The 19,363-nt window shown below is 61.6% G+C and carries 13 protein-coding genes and 1 pseudogene; 6 read left to right on the top strand and 8 right to left on the bottom strand.

Translation table 11 applies throughout. The annotated features are described in order from the left end of the window. Window positions 1–100 precede the first annotated feature (100 nt). Genes gcl through ACLIVD_RS43175 form a run of 3 tightly spaced genes read right to left on the bottom strand, consistent with a single transcriptional unit; the run spans window position 101 to window position 3,680 of the window. Window positions 101–1,903 carry a glyoxylate carboligase gene (gene gcl / locus ACLIVD_RS43185; RefSeq protein WP_206004763.1) on the bottom strand — a complete coding sequence of 601 codons (1,803 nt, stop codon included), beginning with the start codon at window positions 1,901–1,903 and terminating at the stop codon, window positions 101–103. 36 nt (window positions 1,904–1,939) lie between these two features. After that, on the bottom strand, window positions 1,940–2,824 hold the full coding sequence (locus tag ACLIVD_RS43180) for a 2-hydroxy-3-oxopropionate reductase (protein ID WP_206004762.1): 885 nt from the start codon (window positions 2,822–2,824) through the stop codon (window positions 1,940–1,942). A gap of 34 nt (window positions 2,825–2,858) precedes the next feature. Next, on the bottom strand, window positions 2,859–3,680 hold the full coding sequence (locus ACLIVD_RS43175; RefSeq protein ID WP_206004761.1) for a hydroxypyruvate isomerase family protein: 822 nt from the start codon (window positions 3,678–3,680) through the stop codon (window positions 2,859–2,861). 732 nt (window positions 3,681–4,412) lie between these two features. Here ACLIVD_RS43175 and ACLIVD_RS43170 point away from each other — a divergent pair. Further along, window positions 4,413–5,786 carry an FAD-binding oxidoreductase gene (locus ACLIVD_RS43170; RefSeq protein WP_206004843.1) on the top strand — a complete coding sequence of 458 codons (1,374 nt, stop codon included), beginning with the start codon at window positions 4,413–4,415 and terminating at the stop codon, window positions 5,784–5,786. 99 nt (window positions 5,787–5,885) lie between these two features. Then, on the top strand, window positions 5,886–7,025 hold the full coding sequence (locus ACLIVD_RS43165) for a glycerate kinase (RefSeq protein WP_206004760.1): 1,140 nt from the start codon (window positions 5,886–5,888) through the stop codon (window positions 7,023–7,025). A gap of 1,095 nt (window positions 7,026–8,120) precedes the next feature. On the opposite strand, the gene ACLIVD_RS43160 is transcribed toward ACLIVD_RS43165, so the two are convergent. Next, window positions 8,121–8,756, bottom strand: coding sequence for a GntR family transcriptional regulator (locus ACLIVD_RS43160; protein ID WP_206004759.1), 636 nt, complete (start codon window positions 8,754–8,756; stop codon window positions 8,121–8,123). A 716-nt stretch (window positions 8,757–9,472) separates the two neighbouring features. Then, window positions 9,473–10,849: an NADP-dependent succinic semialdehyde dehydrogenase gene (locus ACLIVD_RS43155; RefSeq protein WP_206004758.1), complete on the bottom strand. Its 1,377-nt coding sequence runs from the start codon at window positions 10,847–10,849 to the stop codon at window positions 9,473–9,475. A gap of 1,028 nt (window positions 10,850–11,877) precedes the next feature. Here ACLIVD_RS43155 and ACLIVD_RS43150 point away from each other — a divergent pair. The 4 genes and pseudogenes from ACLIVD_RS43150 to ACLIVD_RS43135 all read left to right on the top strand — a co-directional run bounded on the left by ACLIVD_RS43150 (window position 11,878) and on the right by ACLIVD_RS43135 (window position 15,711). Beyond that, on the top strand, window positions 11,878–13,224 hold the full coding sequence (locus tag ACLIVD_RS43150) for an MFS transporter (protein ID WP_206004757.1): 1,347 nt from the start codon (window positions 11,878–11,880) through the stop codon (window positions 13,222–13,224). A gap of 67 nt (window positions 13,225–13,291) precedes the next feature. After that, a complete protein-coding gene (locus ACLIVD_RS43145) occupies window positions 13,292–14,590 on the top strand; it encodes a hydroxyacid-oxoacid transhydrogenase (RefSeq protein ID WP_206004756.1) in 1,299 nt (432 codons plus the stop codon). Window positions 14,591–14,971: 381 nt separating this feature from the next. Next, window positions 14,972–15,278 (top strand): annotated as a pseudogene (locus tag ACLIVD_RS43140) (FAD-binding oxidoreductase); the annotation flags it as partial. A gap of 133 nt (window positions 15,279–15,411) precedes the next feature. After that, window positions 15,412–15,711, top strand: coding sequence for a hypothetical protein (locus ACLIVD_RS43135; RefSeq protein ID WP_206004755.1), 300 nt, complete (start codon window positions 15,412–15,414; stop codon window positions 15,709–15,711). 205 nt (window positions 15,712–15,916) lie between these two features. Here ACLIVD_RS43135 and ACLIVD_RS43130 read toward each other — a convergent pair whose 3' ends face one another. The 3 genes from ACLIVD_RS43130 to ACLIVD_RS43120 form a co-directional block, all read right to left on the bottom strand. After that, complete coding sequence (locus ACLIVD_RS43130) at window positions 15,917–16,687, bottom strand: IclR family transcriptional regulator (RefSeq protein WP_259375207.1); 771 nt, start codon at window positions 16,685–16,687, stop codon at window positions 15,917–15,919. Window positions 16,688–17,022: 335 nt separating this feature from the next. Further along, window positions 17,023–17,226, bottom strand: coding sequence for a glycerate kinase (locus tag ACLIVD_RS43125; protein ID WP_476748551.1), 204 nt, complete (start codon window positions 17,224–17,226; stop codon window positions 17,023–17,025). 24 nt (window positions 17,227–17,250) lie between these two features. Continuing rightward, window positions 17,251–18,816 carry a class I adenylate-forming enzyme family protein gene (locus ACLIVD_RS43120; RefSeq protein WP_206004753.1) on the bottom strand — a complete coding sequence of 522 codons (1,566 nt, stop codon included), beginning with the start codon at window positions 18,814–18,816 and terminating at the stop codon, window positions 17,251–17,253. Window positions 18,817–19,363: the final 547 nt, after the last annotated feature.

Here is a 19,363-nt window from a genome sequence, read left to right as displayed (position 1 = left end):
TTCGTACCTTGCTACCGATGGAGCCCGGGAGATGACATTTGAGGGTTGGCTCCCGGACGCTGAGCATTTGATGTCCGTGCTTAGCGGCTTGTTGAGTGTGTTAGTCGAGCAGGGCGTGTGACGACGGTGCATCGTCGAGGCTCTCGGCGAGCGCCTCGAATTCGTTCACGTTGTCCAACTCGGTTCCCATGGCGATGTTGGTGATGCGTTCGAGAAACACCTCGACGATGACGGGGACTTTGTGCTCGCCTGCCAACGTCTTGGCGCGCTCGAGGGCCCCGGCAATTTCTCCCGGCTCGGTCACTCGGAGTGCCTTGCAACCGAGTCCTTCTGCGACACGCAGGTGGTCGACCCCGTAGCCTTTCGGGACTGCGATAGCGTCGTTTGCGCTGTTCTCCTCGGAGTTGATGTTGTCGAATCCGAGCGAGACGCAGAAGTTCATGTCGAACTGGCGCTGTGCCTGACGGATCAGTCCGAGGTAGGAGTTGTTCACGACGACGTGGACATAGGGCAGGTTGAACTGCGCGCCGACCGCCAGTTCCTCGATCATGAACTGGAAGTCGTAGTCGCCCGACAGGCCAACCACTGTGGCGGTCGGGTCGGCGGTCACGACACCGAGTGCGGCGGGGATGGTCCAGCCCAGCGGTCCGGCCTGCCCGCAGTTGATCCAGTTGCGATCCTTGTACACGTGCAGGAACTGGCCGCCGGCGATCTGCGAGAGCCCGATCGTGCTGACGTACCGGGTGTCGCGTCCGAAGACGCGGTTCATCTCCTCGTACACGCGCTGCGGTTTGACGGGCACGTCGTCGAAGTGGGTCTTGCGCTGCATGGTCCGCTTCCGGGTGGCACAGTCCTCCACCCAGGTGCTGCGGTCCGCCAGCGTTCCGGCGGCCTTGCGCTCCTTCGCGACGGCGACGAACAGTTCCAGCGCCGCCTTCGCGTCGGAGACGATCCCGTAGTCCGGTGCGAACACGCGACCGATCTGGGTGGGCTCGATGTCGACGTGGACGAACTTGCGTCCCTTGCGGTAGGTGTCGAGGCCGCCCGTGTGCCGGTTGGCCCAGCGGTTGCCGATGCCGAGGACGAAGTCGGATGCCAGCATGGTGGCGTTGCCGTATCGGTGCGCGGTCTGCAGTCCGACCATGCCGGCGGCGAGGCGGTGATCGTCCGGGATCGTGCCCCAGCCCATCAGCGTCGGCACCACCGGAACGTTCAGCAGTTCGGCCAGTTCGACGAGCAGGTCCGCGGCGTCGGCGTTGACGATGCCGCCGCCCGCGACGATCAGCGGACGATCGGCGGCACCCAGCATGTCGAGGGCCTTCTCCGCCTGCGCGCGGGACGCGGCCGGCTTGTACACGGGCAGCGACTGGTAGGTGTCCGGGTCGAACTCGATTTCCGCCAACTGCACGTCGATCGGCAGGTCGATGAGCACCGGGCCCGGCCGACCGGACCGCATCAGGTGAAATGCCTGCGCGAACGCTCCCGGAACCTGGGCCGGCTCGAGCACCGTCATCGCCATCTTCGTGACCGGTCCCGCGATCGAGGCGATGTCGACGGCCTGGAAGTCTTCCTTGTGCAGGCGCGCCACAGGTGCCTGGCCGGTGATCGCGAGGATCGGGATCGAGTCCGCCATGGCCGAGTACAGGCCGGTGATCATGTCGGTGCCGGCGGGCCCGGAGGTGCCGATGCAGATCCCGATGTTCCCGGCCTTGGCGCGGGTGAATCCCTCCGCCATGTGCGAGGCACCCTCGACGTGGCGGGCGAGGACGTGCTTGATCCCGCCGTGATCACGCATAGCCGAGTAGAACGGGTTGATCGCCGCACCGGGGAGGCCGAACGCCTGAGTGGCGCCTTCGAGTTCCAGAATCTTGACCGCTGCGTCAGCGGCGCGCATACGAGGCATATCACTTCTCCATCGAGGATTACGAGTTGAAACGGGTCACTGGGTGGGGCGGCCGGACAGCCGCTCCACTCCACGCAGCAGTCCCGAATGGTCCAGGCCGCCATCACCGTTCGCACGGGCGGAGACCATCAGCTGGGCGACGACGGCGCCGAGGGGTGTCACGACGCCGGCTTCACGGGCGGCGCTGGTCACGATGCCGAGGTCCTTGTGGTGCAGGTCGATGCGGAATCCGGGTTCGAACGACCGGTCCAGCATCTTCTGCGCCTTCTGGTTCAGAACGGCCGATCCGGCCAGCCCGCCACCGAGTACCTCCACGGCGGCCGCGGTGTCGACACCGTAGGCCTCGAGGAAGATGATCGCCTCGGCGAGGAGTTGGATGTTGCCGGCGACGATCAACTGGTTCGCGGCCTTGACCGTCTGTCCGGAGCCGTTCGGGCCAACGTGCACCACGGTCTTCCCGACGGTGTCGAGGATCGGCTTCGCGGCGGCGAAGTCCTCGTCGGCACCGCCGACCATGATCGACAGGGCCGCGTTCTTCGCGCCTGCCTCACCGCCCGAGACCGGGGCGTCGATCAGCCGGAAGCCACGCTCGGCCGCCTGCGCAGCGAGGGCGGTGGTGACGTCGGGCCGGATACTGGAGAAGTCGATGATCAGGGCACCGGCCGGGGCGTGCGCGAACACACCGTCCTCACCGGCGAGTACGGCCTGGACGTCCGGCGAGTCGGGGACCATGACGGCCACGACGTCGGCGCCGGCGACGGCCTTGGCAATGGAGTCGGCGGCGGTGCCGCCGGCCTCCACGAGTGCCGCGGTGCGCTCGGGTGAGAGGTTGTATCCGACCACCTGGTGGCCGGCCTTGGTGAGATTGACTGCCATGGGGCTGCCCATGATTCCGAGTCCGATGAATGCGATAGTGCTCACGAGTGTCCTCGATTCCGTCGAAAGTCGTGGTGTATCAGTGGGCGGCGCGGGTCGCGCGGTGTTCGCGGGGAAGCCAGTCGAAGGTGTCCGGCCGCGTCGCCTTGTATTCGAGCCCGACGTACCCGCGGTAGCCGTGTCCGGCGAGCCGCTTCAGGTAACCGTCGATGTCGAGGGTTCCGGTGCCGGGTTCGCCGCGTCCCGGAGCATCCGCGATCTGCACGTGCCCGATCCGGGCGGCGTAGGTGTCGATCGCGGCGCCGACGTCGTCGCCGTTGACCTCGAGGTGGTAGAGGTCGGCGAGGAGCCGGAGCGAGTCGACACCGTGCTCGGCCTTCACCCGGTCGATCACGGCGATCGCCTCGGCCGCGGTCTTCAGCGGGTACGCCGGTGTGCCGCTGACCGGTTCGATGAGCACGAACGCACCGATCTTCTCTGCCGCTCGCCCGGCAATCGCCAGGTTCTCGGCCGCGATCGCGTCTTGGCGATCTCCCTCGATCGCGTCCAGCCGGTTGCCGTAGAGAGCATTGAATGCCTTGGTGCCAAGCGATTCCGCAATGCCGATCGCGACGTCGACGTTATCGCGGAAGGCGGAGACGTGCCCCGCGTCGGACAAGATTCCCCGGTCGCCGGCGGGCATGTCACCTGCAGCGAAGTTCAGGCCGGTTAGCTGCACGTCGGCGTCCTGAATCGCACGAACGAAGGAGTCGACCTCCTCGTCGGAGGGGACGGGCGTGGAGAAAGGCCACCAGAACTCGACCGCGTCGAATCCGGCATCACGTGCCGCCTGCGGTCGCTTGAGTAGGGGTAGATCGGTTAGCAGGATTGAGCAATTGACGGCGTATGTAGGGCTAACCATCCGGGGACGTTCCTTTCGGAGGACGAGGGGTGAGGTTCTGGTTGTCATCGAAGTCAGGCGCGGTGGGCAACGGCAGCTGCCAAGACAACTGAGCCTTCTGCGGCACGCTCGCCGACTAGCGAAGGCTTTCATTCCGTAATGCGGAATAATTTTTCCGTTATGTGTTCGAGTCAACTCGGGTCCGGAGTGTCTGTCAAGACCCGGTTTTGGGTGCGAAGCATCGCGACCGAGGATGTCGGGCAACATTGAGGACCCCGTCGCGGTTCAACGTCCACGTTGTCGAGGCGCGCTGGAGTTGCACTCTCAAGGCACCTCGACGGAATCCTGAAACACCTGCGTTGCAAGGCAATCGTGAGCGGCGGGCTTGAACTTCGTCGTAGCCGGGCGAAGAACCGCGGGTATTGACATCGGAGAGAAACGCTGCCAGTCTCGTAATGCGAAAGTATATTCTCGAATTACGGAAACTCGTGGTATGGGGTAGCTGACGAAATCGCCGCAGCTTTCGCCAGCACTCTCAAAGATGAATCTCGATGAAATCGAGGTTCGGACGATGGCACACAAGTGCGTCGGTACTCCCAGGATCGAGCCGCAGAATGCGCTAGATGCCTGCCGACCGTCGCTGATCACCAGTCCTTTGAGGTGGCTCCATACCGGAAGCACCCGCCCCGAAAGCAAACCCGTCCGAAATGCGTCCTCCGGCCCGGCTGGCACCACCTTGATCAAGGAGATCCGATGACTGTGACAGATGAGCGACTGGGCGACCTGCAGACACAGATACCCAACGCGTCCATCATCACCGACCCCGATGTGACCGAGAGCTACCGGCGGGACTGGGCACGCGATCCCGACGCCGGCCGTCCACTGGCCGTCGTTCGTGCCACGTCCACTGAGGACGTCCAAGCGGTTATGCGATGGGCAACCGCGCATAACATCCCCGTCGTTCCGCGCGGCGCTGGATCGGGTCTGTCGGGAGGCGCGACAGCTGTCGATGGCGGAATCGTCCTGACAACCGAGTTGATGCGCAACATCGAGGTCAATCCGGTGACGCGGATGGCCGTTGTGCAGCCTGGGCTGATCAACGTCGAGGTAAAGCGCGCAGTAGCCGAACACGGACTGTGGTACCCGCCGGACCCCTCGTCATTCGAGATGTGCTCGATCGGTGGCAATGCCGCCACCAACGCCGGCGGATTGTGTTGCGTGAAATACGGAGTGACCACCGACTACATCCTCGGCCTGCAGGTCGTTCTGGCCGACGGCACGGCCGTCCGACTCGGAGGCCCACGTCTCAAGGACTCGGCGGGTCTGTCGCTGACCAAGCTATTCGTGGGCAGCGAAGGCACTCTTGGCATCATCACCGAGATCACAATCCGACTTCTACCTGAACAGGCGCCGGCAAGCACCGTGGTCGGATCCTTCGCCACCGTGCAGGACGCGACGAACGCGATCTTGGACATCACCAGGGTGATGCGTCCGGCCATGCTCGAGTTCATGGACCGGGCCTCCATCGGCGCCGTCGAGAGTGGCATGAACATGGGCCTCGACCTCAACGCACACGGCATGCTTATTGCCCAGTCCGACTCACCCGGTGAAGACCGAATCCGGGCAACCGAGTTCATGGCCAAGGTGTTCCACGACAACAACGCCTCCGACGTTTTTACAACCGACGACCCGAAAGAGGGCGAAGCCTTCACCGCAGCGCGACGGTTCGCGATCCCAGCCGTCGAGCGGTTGGGCAACCTTCTCCTCGAAGATGTAGGTGTCCCGCTCCCCGCTCTACCCGCGCTCATCCACGGCATAGAGGACATTGCGGCCCGACACAAGCTGCTCGTGGCCGTCATCGCCCATGCCGGCGACGGCAACACCCATCCGCTGATCGTGCACGACCCCACCAACGAAGATGAGACCGCACGTGCGAACCTCGCCTTCGGCGAAATCATGGATCTTGCGATCTCGCTCGGTGGCACCATCACCGGTGAGCACGGCGTTGGCCGGCTGAAAAAGGGATGGCTTCCCAACCAGATCGGCGAGGACGTCATGGAGCTGACCCGGCGCATCAAGTCCGCGCTGGACCCGCAGCACATCCTGAACCCGGGAGCCGTGATCTGATGTTTCGCTCTGACTCCGCTTCAGTTAAGGGATCGCTCATCTGGAGCGATGATCGCTGCGTCCCGCCTCGCCGAATGTTGAACTGGATGGTGATCTGAGATGCCCGGTCATGTCGTCGTCGCTCCCGACAAATTCAAGGGGTCGATCTCTGCGGCAGACGCCGCGGCGCAGATCAGTCGAGGCATTCAGCGGTGCGATCCGACGATCCGGACTATCGAGTGCCCGATCGCGGACGGAGGCGAGGGAACCCTCGCCGCTGCTCTGGCGGCAGGCTTTGAGAGGATCCCTGTGGCTGCGCCCGGGCCAACCGGACAGAGGACGCTGACTGCCTACGCGCGGAAAGGCACACTCGCCGTCGTCGAAATGGCAGACATCTCTGGCCTGCACCGCCTTTCCGGCGGGGTACTGCGTCCTCTGACCGCCTCAAGCCGTGGTCTGGGCACGGTCGTCGCCCGTGCCCTCGACGACGGATGCCGGGAGATAGTGCTCGGTATCGGTGGCAGTGCCTGCACCGACGGCGGAGCCGGCTTTCTGCGTGCACTTGGCGCCGAAGTCGTCAACGTTCACGGGAGCCCGATCCCAGACGGAGGTGGCGCCCTGTCTCAAGCGACGATGCTGGATGTGTCCTGGTTGCACCCGGGACTCGGACACGCGAAAATCATCCTTGCAAGTGACGTGGACAACCCACTGTGTGGCCCCACTGGTGCCGCCGCAGTCTACGGACCACAAAAAGGCGCCACCCCCACCCAGGTTGCCGAACTCGATGCCGCATTAGCACATTGGGCCGACCGAGTTGCAGCGGCCACAGGGCGCGATGCCCGCGACAACCCGGGGGCAGGGGCGGCCGGTGGAGTAGGATTCGCTGCAATGACCGTGTTGCAAGCGGAGTTCCGCTCCGGAATTGAGCTTATTCTCGACCTGGTGGACATCGATCAGCACCTCGACGGCGCGTGCGCTGTCATCACTGGTGAGGGCTCCCTCGATCACCAGTCCTTGCACGGCAAAGCCCCGATTGGGGTGCGCCTTCATGCCACTGCTCATGACGTTCCGACATACGCCATTGTGGGAGTGTCACGCCTTTCCCCAGAAGAGCAGGCGGCTTCCGAATTTTCCGCGATCTACTCCCTACAGGACCGCGAACCGGACGTAACACGGTCGATGGCGGACGCTGCAGATCTGATCGCCTCAGCCGCCGAAGATTTGGCGGCCAACTATCTGCTCGCGCTCGATCGATCGTGAGAATTGTCGGGAGTTCTCCGAACCAAGATTCCCATCAGCTCGGCACCTTCACCAGATCTGAGCACTCACCCGGAATCTGTTCCTTTACCCCTGTGAAAATCGAACCTAGTGTCCTCACTGGCGTCGGTTTAGAGCGGCCCTGGTACTCATGGACTCCACCGCAACCTGGGGAGTGTGCCGCGCGAAACAGAATCCTGCAGTTACGTCGGCCAGGTGGGTCCCGAACTCGTATCTCGGTAATAGGGGAGTGCGCAGTCGGAAGGAGCGTGATTCAGAACCAATGCTCCCGACGTCATCAACGCAAATTATGGACGTGATCGGGCAATCCGAGGAACTAGTATATCCTCAAGGTCTTCTGAGATTCATTCTGATCCAGGGCGATACCAGTCGTATTCCTCCGTTCACGAGGTGTCCAGAGGGCTCCCGCGTAGGACTCGATCCAGCTTGCCACCTTGTTGACCCGGATCCTGACCGATGACACCGAACCGAACATCAACCGGCGTCGGTGGGCCTGTATGACCCGACCCGTCCCGCGATGCAGACCCGGGAGGTCTTCCAAGTGCCGTTTCTCTTAATTCAAGCTGCAATTGCGTGCATCAGTCTGTTCGCACCCCGTCGCGCCACGGCTCTGCTCAACGGAATCGTTACGAGCATCGCCATCGGACGAGTCAACATGAGATGGTTGGCTGTGACAGCGGGAGCACAAAACGAGTTGTATAGCGAGTTTCAGTTCGAAAATGCACCGGCCGAAACGCATCGCGTTATGTATGTAGATCAGTCACTCACTCACTGAAGTGCAACCGCGGTCAACTCCGTTGAGTCCTACAAGCGTTCTTCACAGTTGAAAAGGATGTTGTCCCAAATAGCAGCTCTCAAGCCGCTTCGCCAGCGCCACATTGGATTGTCGGGCGGCGGGTGCCGGCACGGATCCGACGTGTGTCAGCGATTAGACTGCTGTGGTTCCGTGAGATCCGCCGTGCCGCTGTATGCGCTCGAAGACTAGCGTTATTCCGCACCCGAGCATCGCCGCGGTAGCAAAGGTGACCGACTGGGATTCGGCGTGCTCACAAGGGTACTTCGGCAGCTGCTGCAGAACTATCGTCCCCCAGTCAGTTGATGAACCTCACGCATATGGCGACCGAGCAAAGACTTGAACTCCTCGACCTGCCCGTGTTCGACAAAGCTCGCAAGCTGGGCATGATCGGCGAAGACTCGATCGAGCTGCATCGGATCCCTGCCGACCGAGCATGCCGTCATACGGCGCTGTCGGTCGCGAAGGCCTATGTAGAACGCCGCGAGCAGGGGGTTGGCGCCGTACCGCACTACCACCGAATGGAAATCGGCGTCCTCTCCTGTGAACGCTGCACGATCGGCGGACTTGGCAAGATCAAGCTGGCGAATCACGCTGGCGCGCATTTCCGCCGCGGCGTCCTCACGACGCCCTGCATCGGATCTAATGGCACATAAACTCCCGGCCTCGACTAGCAGCCGCGCCTCAACGATGTGCTCGGCCTCGCCGTCCGCGATCGGAACGACCAATGCGCCGCGCTTCGGAAACAACTTCATCCATCCTTCGGCTTCGAGCCGAAGAAATGCTTCACGAACCGGTGTCCGACTCGTGCCCACCTGATTGGCGATGTCACCTTCGCTGATCAGCTCGCCGCCCGGAAGTTCGGCCGACAAGATGAGTTCCTTGACAGTCGAGTACACCAGGTCGGACACCGTTCGCATAGACACAACTAGTATCTAAACACGAGTTTGCCTCACTGACAATGAAAGTCGCGTCACGATCGATCGGAACGTTCGGTGGCTCGCAGTGCCACCTCGGGGGCACCTCGACCTGCACCGATCATCGCTCCGCGAGGCCCAGCGATGCCCCTCTTCGCGCAGGGAACTGGGCCACGAGTACGGCGCATGTTGGCGCATCAGTTACACCTCGGCGCAGTGGCGGGAGGCCAGACGGCGATGTTGTGGTGATCTGCCGGCGCCGGAACGACGCACCGATCGTCTGGTCCCGGCACAGGTCGCCAATGGTGCAAGCGGCATCGCGATCGGCGCGAGCGCACCAGGTATTCCGGCAGCTGCAGGTGGCGTGCTGATCATCGGCACTCGGTGTTCGTCTGCGTCAGCAACAGCAGCAGCCGCGACCGCCTCGGCGACAGGGGGGCGACGCGAGGATGCAATCGAAGGAGTGCCCCGTTCAAGTGGAGGCAGGCGTCCCACGGGTCTCGATGCCGCACTGCTGCAGCGGTGGTGTGCGCCGCCGAGTGCCTGAGGACGCCCGCCAGCAAGTCTGCGTAGAGCGCGACTTGGCTGTTGACTTCGTATCGCGGCCTCCTGGGCGCTGCACGCCGCCACCGCGATTGGGAAGTGCCATCCACTTGGGGCTTAAGTCAGGTTTGTCGCTGCAGGGTCACCTCCGGGGCCTGAGGGGCCGCCTGCCATGGTCATGCACCGATCCAGACAGTTTTGAGATTGCAAAATTCACGAATGCCGTGCCCGGAAAGTTCGCGTCCGTACCCGGACCGCTTTGTGCCGCCAAAAGGCAGTTCGTTGTATGAGCCTGTCATCCCGTTGATGAACACCTGCCCCGCCTCGAGTTCGTGAATGAATCGCTTCTGCTCGCTGGCAGCGGTGGTCCAAGCGTTTGAACCTAGACCAAACGGCGTGGCGTTGGCGACTTCGATCGCCTCATCGATATCTCTGACGCGGTACACGGCCGCTACAGGACCGAACGCCTCCTCGGCGTATACGCGCATTTGCGGCGTGATGTTAGCGAGCACAGTCGGCGGATAGAACCAGCCCCGACCATCGGGCAGACCGCCACCGCACAGCACTTGCGCGCCACGCTCGATTGCGTCGGTCACCAGTGCGTCGACATCGAGCCGGTTTTGCTCGGTGGCCAGGGGCCCTACTTGTGTATCCGAGTTCAGGGGATCGCCGACTCGCAACGCCCGCATCTTGGTCACGAATGCGTTGGTGAATGCGTCGTACACATCGGTGTGCACAATGAAACGCTTGGCGGCGATGCAAGTCTGACCGTTGTTCTGGACTCGCGAGGTGACCGCAGCGTCGACTGCTCGATCCAGTTCTGCTGAGGGCATCACCACAAAAGGATCGCTGCCGCCGAGTTCTAGCACAGTGCGCTTGACCTCATCACCGCAGATAGCGGCAACCGAGCGGCCGGCCAGTTCACTGCCGGTGAGCGTGGCCGCAGCAATCCGCGGGTCACGCAGCACCGATTCCACCTGAGCCGAGGTGATTAGCAAAGTTTGGAAGCAACCGTCCGGAAATCCACCGCGTCGAAACAAGTCCTCGAGATACATCGCGGTTTGAGGCACGTTCGACGCGTGTTTGAGCAGGACAACGTTGGCCGCCATCAGCGCGGGCGCGGCAAACCGGATGACCTGCCAGAGGGGAAAATTCCACGGCATGACCGCCAGGGTCGGGCCCAACGGCTCATACCGTGCATACGCACGATCCGCACCTACCGATTGAGCGTCGACCAACTCGTCGGCCAGAAGTTGTTCGGCATGGTCTGCGTAGTAGTTCAGGGCACGAACGCATTTGCTGATCTCCGCGCGTGCTGCATCCACGGTCTTGCCCATCTCGGTTGTCATCAACCGGGCGACGTCTGCAGTCTCCGTGTCCAGCAGATCGGAACTGGCTCGCATCCACGTCGAACGTTGGGTGAAGTCGGTGGTTCGGTAGCTCTTCCATCGGGAGTACGCACGCCCGATGGCGATCTCTACCTCGGTGTCAGCGGCCGGCTGGAAGGTCTTTAGCGTTTCTCCGGTAGCCGGGTTGGTCGTCGCGATAACCATCGTTCTCCTTTTTTTGCAGTGCTATTGGCGGATCCCCCATCACAATCGGTGGAGGTATTTTCAGTCAGCTCAAGCCCGAGCCCTCTTGACCAAAGGCTCACGTGGGCCTGCGGCGCAGGCCTCCACGAAGCTGTCCTGGCCCCGTAGACGTCGTCAGATCCGGACGTACGCGTTCCAACATTATGGCCAGACCATCATCTCGATGGGAAGACTAGGATTCATATCGTCAAGACGCAAGGCAAACTCGCGAGCCGTTAGCAGATGGCACCAGCACGCGCAGCTAGTGGTCGAACAGAGTGATGTACTGATACGAGCTGGCGCAGCGCTCTGTGATCGGGCATCGCAGCAGACATGCATCGAAATCCTATCGGCCCAAACAATTCGCCGAGGTCCATGGCGTACCGACGCGATACACGTTGAGCAATAGGTAGTCCGTGCGGCGGCCACGCATGCTGACAGACACCTGAGGAACTTTCTGCACTATGCGAGGTGAATCGAGGACAGGGCGGCCCTGCGGGATGCCCGCGTTGGCCCTCGCGGACGTCCTTATGGTTCGCACCAGGACCCGCCAATTGTCAGTTAGAGGTTGCAACGAACACTTCACAGGTCTTTCGCATTATGGAAAAGAGTTCCCATCATTTGAAATTGACCCTTGCGGGTGATGTGATCCATGGCATAGCGTGTGGAACACCAGCTGATGGCCAGACCATTGCTTCGGGCCGGTCGTGTGGTTCTTGTTACTCTTCCTTCGCCACTAGGAGGTGCGGGGTTATGCGAGCGGTATCGCCGCGCATGGGCTGGTGCGACCACATCCGCCGCTGTTTCATGGCAGCGCTGAATGCTGTGACACATGCTGTCGAACATATGGTGATGAACATCTGGGTCCCCGTTGATTCGAGACAACCGGTCGGCCGTGCTTGGGCGGGTTGCGTCATCGTCCCGCCCCAGCTGGGGAAACCCTTCGCAATCTAAGTCAACGTTCTCGCCAAGTTCGCAACGAGAAGCATTGGCCTACTAAAGGAGTCAGCATGCCCGGCGAATCCGCCCGGACTGTCCGTTCGGCACCACAGTCAGTCGATACACAGAGCATGCGACGAGTCATTTTCGGCGCGGCGATCGGACAAGGCGTCGAATGGTACGACTATGCAATCTACGGCTACCTCGCGGGCAGCGTCGGAGCTGTGTTCTTCCCCAGCGAAGACCGTAACGCCGCTCTGTTGTCGGCATACGCAGCATTCGCCGTGTCATTCCTCATCCGTCCGCTCGGTGGTGTTCTGTTCGGTTACATCGGCGACCGAATTGGCCGAAAAAACACCCTTGCCGTCGTTATCTTGCTCATCAGTGGTTCGACGTGCTTGATCGGACTCCTACCGGGGTACGCGGCAATAGGAATTGCCGCGCCAGTCCTGCTCCTCGTGCTACGCCTACTGCAAGGCCTGTCTGCCGGTGGCGAACTTGCCGGCGCGGTTGCTTTCCTTGCTGAGCACGCCCCCGTGCGCAAGCGAAATTACATTGTCGGCTTCGGTGAGATGGCAGCCAATGCAGGACCGCTGATCGGTGCATCAGTGGTGGCGTTTCTGGCGACTTCGCTCGGTGACACCGCCATGGACGACTGGGCATGGCGCATACCGTTCCTCATCGCGGGGCCGATTGGACTCGTCGGTCTGTTCCTCCGCCTGCGTGTCGACGAATCTCCGATCTTCCAGGAGGTCGTGGCTGCCGGAAAACGAGCGAAGTCACCACTGCGGGAAGCAGTACGGCAGGAGGGTGGCGCAATTCTGCGCTGCACCGGAATCGCGGTTACCCACATGGTGCCGTACTACTTGATTCTTGCCTACCTGCCCAACCACCTCGAGGAAAGCGGTCGGCTACCTGCAGGGAGCGCGTATTTCATCGTCGTGATTGCATTGCTGGTGAAAATCGCTGTCACGCCGGTCGCCGCTCGTAGCTCAGATCGCTTTGGGCGTAAGCCTGTAATGGCCCTTGCTGCAGTCGGTTACATGGCTCTTTCCTACCCGATCTTCGCCTGGATGAACACCGGCGGATTGGTTGCCGTCGTGTTGTGTCAGGTGATACTCGGAATCATCTTCGGCATGTACTCGGCGTGCGTGTTCGCCATGATGGTCGAAATGTTCCCGACGCAGACCCGCTTCACCTCGATGGCCATCGGATACAACGCGGCAGCTGCGCTAGCCGGCGGAACTGCACCGTTCATCGCAACATGGCTGGTCGCAGTGACTGGAAACGGCAGTGCACCTGCCTTTTACTTGATCGGTGGCGCGGTTGTGTCACTGATCGCGCTTGCCGTCTCGAGAGAAACCGCGGGGATCAGCCTGAGGGAGGTTCCTGGACGGACCACACCATCGCAGGCCTGAGCCGCGATGCCTCAGCAGCCTGGATGAGCACCCACTGAGAAATCCCATCTACCGAGAAAGAGAGCGTATGAAAACCCAATCGCAGATCCTGCCGGCCAACCCCGAAAGCGTCTTCACCTATGGTGCGCCCCTGTTGAAATATGGACCAGGTGCCGCGGACGAAATTGGCTTCGACCTCAGCCTGACAGGCGCGAAGCGCGTCCTGGTCGTTACTGACCCCGGGGTCGCCGCTGCCGGGATCCCGCAGCGGGTAGCTGAACGAATCAACGAGTTTGGCATCGATGCGATTGTCTACGACGGCGTCCACGTGGAACCAACCGATGCCAGTCTCGAGCAAGCGATCGCATACGCCCGTGACACAGGTCCGTGGGATGCCTTCATTGCAGTCGGTGGCGGATCGAGTATCGATACAGCCAAGGTGATTAACCTACTCACCACCAATGGCGGTGACCTGATGGACTACGTCAATTCGCCAGTAGGCCGGGGCGTTTCCCCGGATCAGCCACTCAAACCCCTCGTCGCCGTTCCGACCACGACGGGTACCGGCGCCGAGAGCACCACAATCTGTGTGCTCGATGTGCTGGATCTGAAGGTGAAGACCGGAATCAGTCACGCTCGCCTACGCCCGACCCTGGCCGTGGTTGATCCCAAACTCACCATTAGCCAGCCGTCTGGCGTCACTGCTTCCTCCGGCATGGACATCTTGTGCCATGCACTGGAGAGCCTTACCGCGCGGCCGTACATGGCCTACGAACGGAAGCGTCCGGAGCAACGCGTTCCCTACTGCGGTTCCAACCCCATCTCGGACATGTGGGCAGAAAAGGCCCTCATGCTGATGTCCACCTCGTTCAGGCGGGCGGTGCTCGACGGCGACGATGAGGACGCACGCGCTTCGATGGCGCTCGCAGCCACTTTCGCCGGCCTCGGTTTCGGAAATGCCGGCGTACACATCCCGCACGCCAACGCATACCCAATCGCTGGACGAGTGAAGGACTACAACGCCAAGGATTACCCGGCCGACAAGCCGATGGTGCCGCACGGCATGGCCGTGTCCCTGACCGCGCCCGAGGCTTTCCGGTTCACCTTCTCCACAGCTCCCGAGCGACACCTCCGTGCCGCCTCGCTCCTCGCGCCCGATGCTGACAAGCCCAACGACTTGAGCTCGTTCCTGCCGGACGTACTCACTGCGCTCATGTGTGATATTGGCATCCCCAACGGGATCGCCGAGGTCGGCTACAAATCCTCCGACGTCGACGCACTCGTCGAGGGCGCACTGATGCAGCAACGTGTGCTAGCCGCTGCACCATGCGAGGTCCATGATGAGGACCTCGCCTCGATCTTCACTCGCTCGCTGGATCTATGGTAAGAGGATAATTCGACCGGACCGACCTCCGCCGTTCCTGTGCAGTGCGATGATTCTGCACACGACTGCAGCCCCTGGTCGGTGTTTGAAGCGGTTGTGATGCAACGAATCACTTAAATTCGGCTGGTTTGAGTGGTCACTCGCTGGGATCACGGTGGCGACTGAACCCGAGCAACCAGCACCGGTTCTGCGCGGTGCTTACAGTCGCCACCGCCGACGGCGTCGACGACGCTGGCGTTGATCGCCGAAGCATTAGCGCGATCGGCGCCGCCGAGCGGGGTGCGGACTTCTGACGGCAAGCTTGAGCGGCGCGGTTGCCCAGGTCGTCGTGCACGCGCAGGACGACAGGCGGTCGTCCAAGCCGTTGCGGGTTCATCATTTGGTGATGGATGGAGTCCGGACGCACAGTTACTCGAGAATGGCGGGCGCCGAGGTGCAGCGGTTGGGCGGATGCTGTGGCCTCGCCCGGAACTTCGACATCGAGAAAGGCACGACGAGGTGTCGGCGGCCGTCGCCGAACAGCAACTCCTATCCGCCGTGGCCGGGGTGGACGCGGACACCACGATCCTGGCGGATGGCTACTCCTGCCGAAACGCAGCTCTCGGACCTGACCGATCGTCGCGGTGACCACCTGGCACAACTGCTCGCCGCGCGGCTCGCAGCCGAGGTCGCCGCACGCCTGCGGAACTGACCCTGGTGCAGCGCAAGGTCAGAGACTTGACGGTGAGGGCGAGGACAAAATGGCATTCCCTGTAGATACCCTCGCTTCGGCGAGGACACCCCAATTCCGAGGGCCTGCTCGGTACGATCAGAGGTGAAGTCCCGTGAACTCTCGTGAGTATCGTCAATTGCGCCAGAGGCGCCGCGCCGGTTGGATCGAAGCAAACCGCAAACACATCCATCCTGACGGCGAGGCTGAGCGCCTCATCGGGTTCGCCAGCATGTGGGCGCCGTACGGGGGCGCGTGCGAGGAGGAAGTCCTTACGCAGTTCGGGATGACGCGGCGCCGGTTCCTCGACAGATTGTGGCAGGTCATCCCTGAGTCGACCTGTTCCGAAGCCGAGATACGCAGTTTGCTGAACGCGTATCCGCACCGCCGGCGCGGTTCCTCACCGATCCCGTAAACCCGCGGGGATCTATCCCGTGGACTTGCCCGTCGGGGCCCGCTTGATGGGCCGGGCCCTCTCCGGAAATTTTGCGAGTGCCTTCCCGATCGATGTCAGCGAGTACAACGACAGGCGAGTTTCCGTGACGTTCCAGTTGGCCGACTCGAGCAAGGCATAGCACCCTCCCGGTCGCATTTATGGGCCGTCCGCCGCCGTGCAACAGCTAGCGCGCCGTGCCCTTGCCGAATTCCGCGGACAACTCCGTAGCAATCCGCTGTAGCAGGGGAGCGTTGTGGTCCGCCGACTCGATACTGAGCCGAGCAGCCGGACCCGAGATCGACAGCGCAGTCGGTGTCGGAGCATTGAGCACTGGTACGGAGAAGCACCGCACCCCGATCTCCTGTTCGCCTTCGTCGACCGAATATCCGCGCCGCCGACTCTCAGCAAGATCGGCGAGTAAGGCGTCGATATTGGTATGTGAGTTGGGGGTGTACGCGAGCATCTCCACCCGGCCTATCAACTGCCGGACGGTGTCGTCCGGCAACTGAGAAAGGAGTGCTTTGCCCACGCCAGTGCAGTGCAAGTGCACGCGCCGACCTACCTCAGTGAACATGCGCATTGTGTGAGGGGATGGCACCTGGGCCACGTATACGGCCATGCTCCCGTCGAGCACTGCCATGTTCGCGGTTTCTCCGGTGCTGGCCACGAGGTCCGACAAATGCGACGCCGCCCAGGCGCCGATCCGCTTTGTTGCGGATTCACCTAACGGAATGAGCTTGGGACCGAGCGCATATCTGCGGCCAGGCAACTGCCGAGCGTAGCCTCGGCTGACCAGAGAGCGGATCAAGCGATGCACGGTCGGAGGGGGTAGTTTCGTGCGGTCGGCGAGTTCGCTCAGAGCTACTGATCCCTCGGCAGCCGCCATCGCCTCGAGCAGGTCGAAAATCCGGTCGACGGATTGGACGCCGCCTGACGCACCTGGCGTACTTGCCACCTTCTCACCTCCGTACTTGCCCGGCTGTCTGCGGATTCCGTCTAGTGAAAAAATACACTCACTGCACGATAGGCCGAAAGTATTCGGGCGTGTCATCCGGGAAGGGCTGGAGCCTAGGTGACGACGCCCTGGTCACCGTCTCGGCAACGCTCGGACGCGACGCGACGCGACGCGACGAGACGAGACGAGACGAGACGCCGGCTCGGCTCCGGTGCACCGGGTGCGTCGCGACCAGCGAGATCGGGCGACCACGACCGCCCAATGCCTCAAAGTCGCATCCCATTGCGCCACGTTGCTGCCGTGGCACGTTGTGCGGCTGTAACGCTGCGGCACTGTTACGTCCCGCACAGTGGGTTGTCGACGTCGCTGGTGATCGTAATGGGTGGGTCACGGAGTCTTGAGTGCAATGGCGTCAGATTCAGCGCCGCCGCAGAGGCGAAATGGCGCCCACAGTCCGGCAATGGCCGACCATGATTGGATTTGGCGCCCGGCCCAGTGAGAAGTCTGGACCTGCCGTAGGGGCACGCACTACCGCCGATTTCGATGCTTCGACAGCCTTGATGTCAGTCATCTCGATGACCGTGTGTGTTGGTCTTGTCGGGATAGCTCTGCGTATAAAGAGATTTCACCAGGTTTCGGTCAATCTTATTGGAGCCGCTCATAGGGAATGGATTGTGCTGGATACTGATGGTTTTTGGAACCTTGTATCCGGCCAACTGGGTCCGGCAGTGTGCTCGAAGTTGGTCAGAACTTATCTGAGCATTTGCCGGAGCGGACACGCAGGCGTACACAGCCTCACCCCATTTGAGGTCGTCCATACCGAAGACCACTGCCTGATGGACCTCAGGGTGGTTACAGAGCGCAGCTTCCACCTCGCCGGGCGCCACATTCTCGCCACCGGTGATAATCATGTCTCGGATCCTGCCCACCAAGTGCAAGTATCCGTCATCATCGAGATAGCCGGCATCTCCAGTCGGATACCACGAGGTGCCCGTATGATCTGTCTTCAGCGGGGGTTGATTCCAGTATCCGCGCATCAGGTTGTCACCAGACACCGTAATCTCACCGACGGTGCCGTGACTGACGGGCAAGCCGGCCTCGTCGATGACCCGGACGCCGATCCCCGGCATGGCGCGTCCGCATGACGTGAGCCGGCGACCACCAAGCTTGTGGTCCAGTCCGTTGAGGACGCTCACGTGACCGCACGTCTCAGTCATGCCGTACCAATTGACAAACTCTGCCTTGGGAAAAGCGCTCATCAGTCGGCGGAGAACTGCGGGATGCATCGGAGCGCTGCCGTATCCGATCGTTGTGAGACTGGGCAATGCCGTGCCATGGAATCCAGGAAGTTCGAGCATGTTTCTGACCGTAGAAGCGATGAAACTTGTTGTATTCACATCGTGCGCTTTGATCTCTTGAATGATGCGCGGCGGATCAAATCGAGGCAAAAGCACGACCGTTGAGCCGGTGGCAGGGGCGAGACCGAAGCCCCGTATTGAGGCTATATGAAACAGGGGAGCATGGAGTAAAAATGTATAGCCTTGGGTGAGGGTCGTCACTATTCCGGTTTTATAGATATCGTTGGCCATCGCGGCGTGTTCTATGACGACTCCCTTCGCTCTCCCAGTTGTACCGCTGGTGTACATGATGAACGCAGTATCGGATCCATCTGGACGCTTGGGAAGCCATTCCGTCGCTTCCTGTATTAAGCCGCGATAGGCGGTGTAGGAGGGTTGACTATCTCCGATCTGGATGATGTGCTCGACTTCCGTGACGTCTTTGAGTCGTTGCGCCACACCGCAGAATTCATCGCTAAAGAAGAGGGCCCGGCACCCCGCATCCCGGAGGACGGCCGCAAGTTCGGGTTCAGATGATCGGACATTCAAGGGTACAACTATTGCCGCGCCCAGAAGTGAGGCGTGGATAAGCTCCAAGTAGTCGACGGAGTTGCGGGATAAAATTGCAAAGCGGTCATTGGAGGCCAGGCCTAAGGTCATGCGAAGGAGGTGTGCAGCCCGACTGATCCGGGAAAAGTGTTCTGAGAATGAGGAGGCCTCATTGTCGCAGCGAACGGCGATTCGCCCCGGGTTCTGCTCACACGCATTGACTAGAAGATCGAAGAATGGCACTTCATCACCGCCTGAATTCGGTAGGAGTTTGCTTGTACTGTTCAGTTTTGCACGGCCTGCGAGGCCGCCGTAACTTGCTAAGCACCGGGCCCGGTGGCTCACTTTGAACGGCGATAGGTGACTGTTCAGTATGTTTCTAATTCGCATTCGGGCGGGGGTAGGTCGTGATGACCTCGATCCGCTCCAGTTGCTCGTGAGGCTGCAGCAGCCACCGAGCTGGGTAAGCATCGGCTCCGTTCCATCGGTGCACTTCGAAATCGGTGATCCAACCGATGGCGGCAGGATGGTCCATCGTGCGGCAGAACTGCCAGACAGGAGGGTTCGCGAGCGGTGATCGGCTGTACCTGTGGAGGCTGTAGTGAGGTTTCGCGGCAATTCGTTCGAGGTTCGGTTGCGGGTGTCTAGCTGGCCAGCTGTGATCCATGTCGGTCCGCAACTGACAGCGCGACAGCGGTTTTCGAGGAGACCACTTCAACGAAATGGCCGAACAGAATATGCCCGAGAGACGGATGCATGACACGGTAAATGCTGCGTATGCGCAGGCACG

It is taken from the genome of Rhodococcus sp. G6(2025) (genome assembly GCF_058628105.1).
This window is presented reverse-complemented; position numbering and strand designations above follow the sequence as displayed.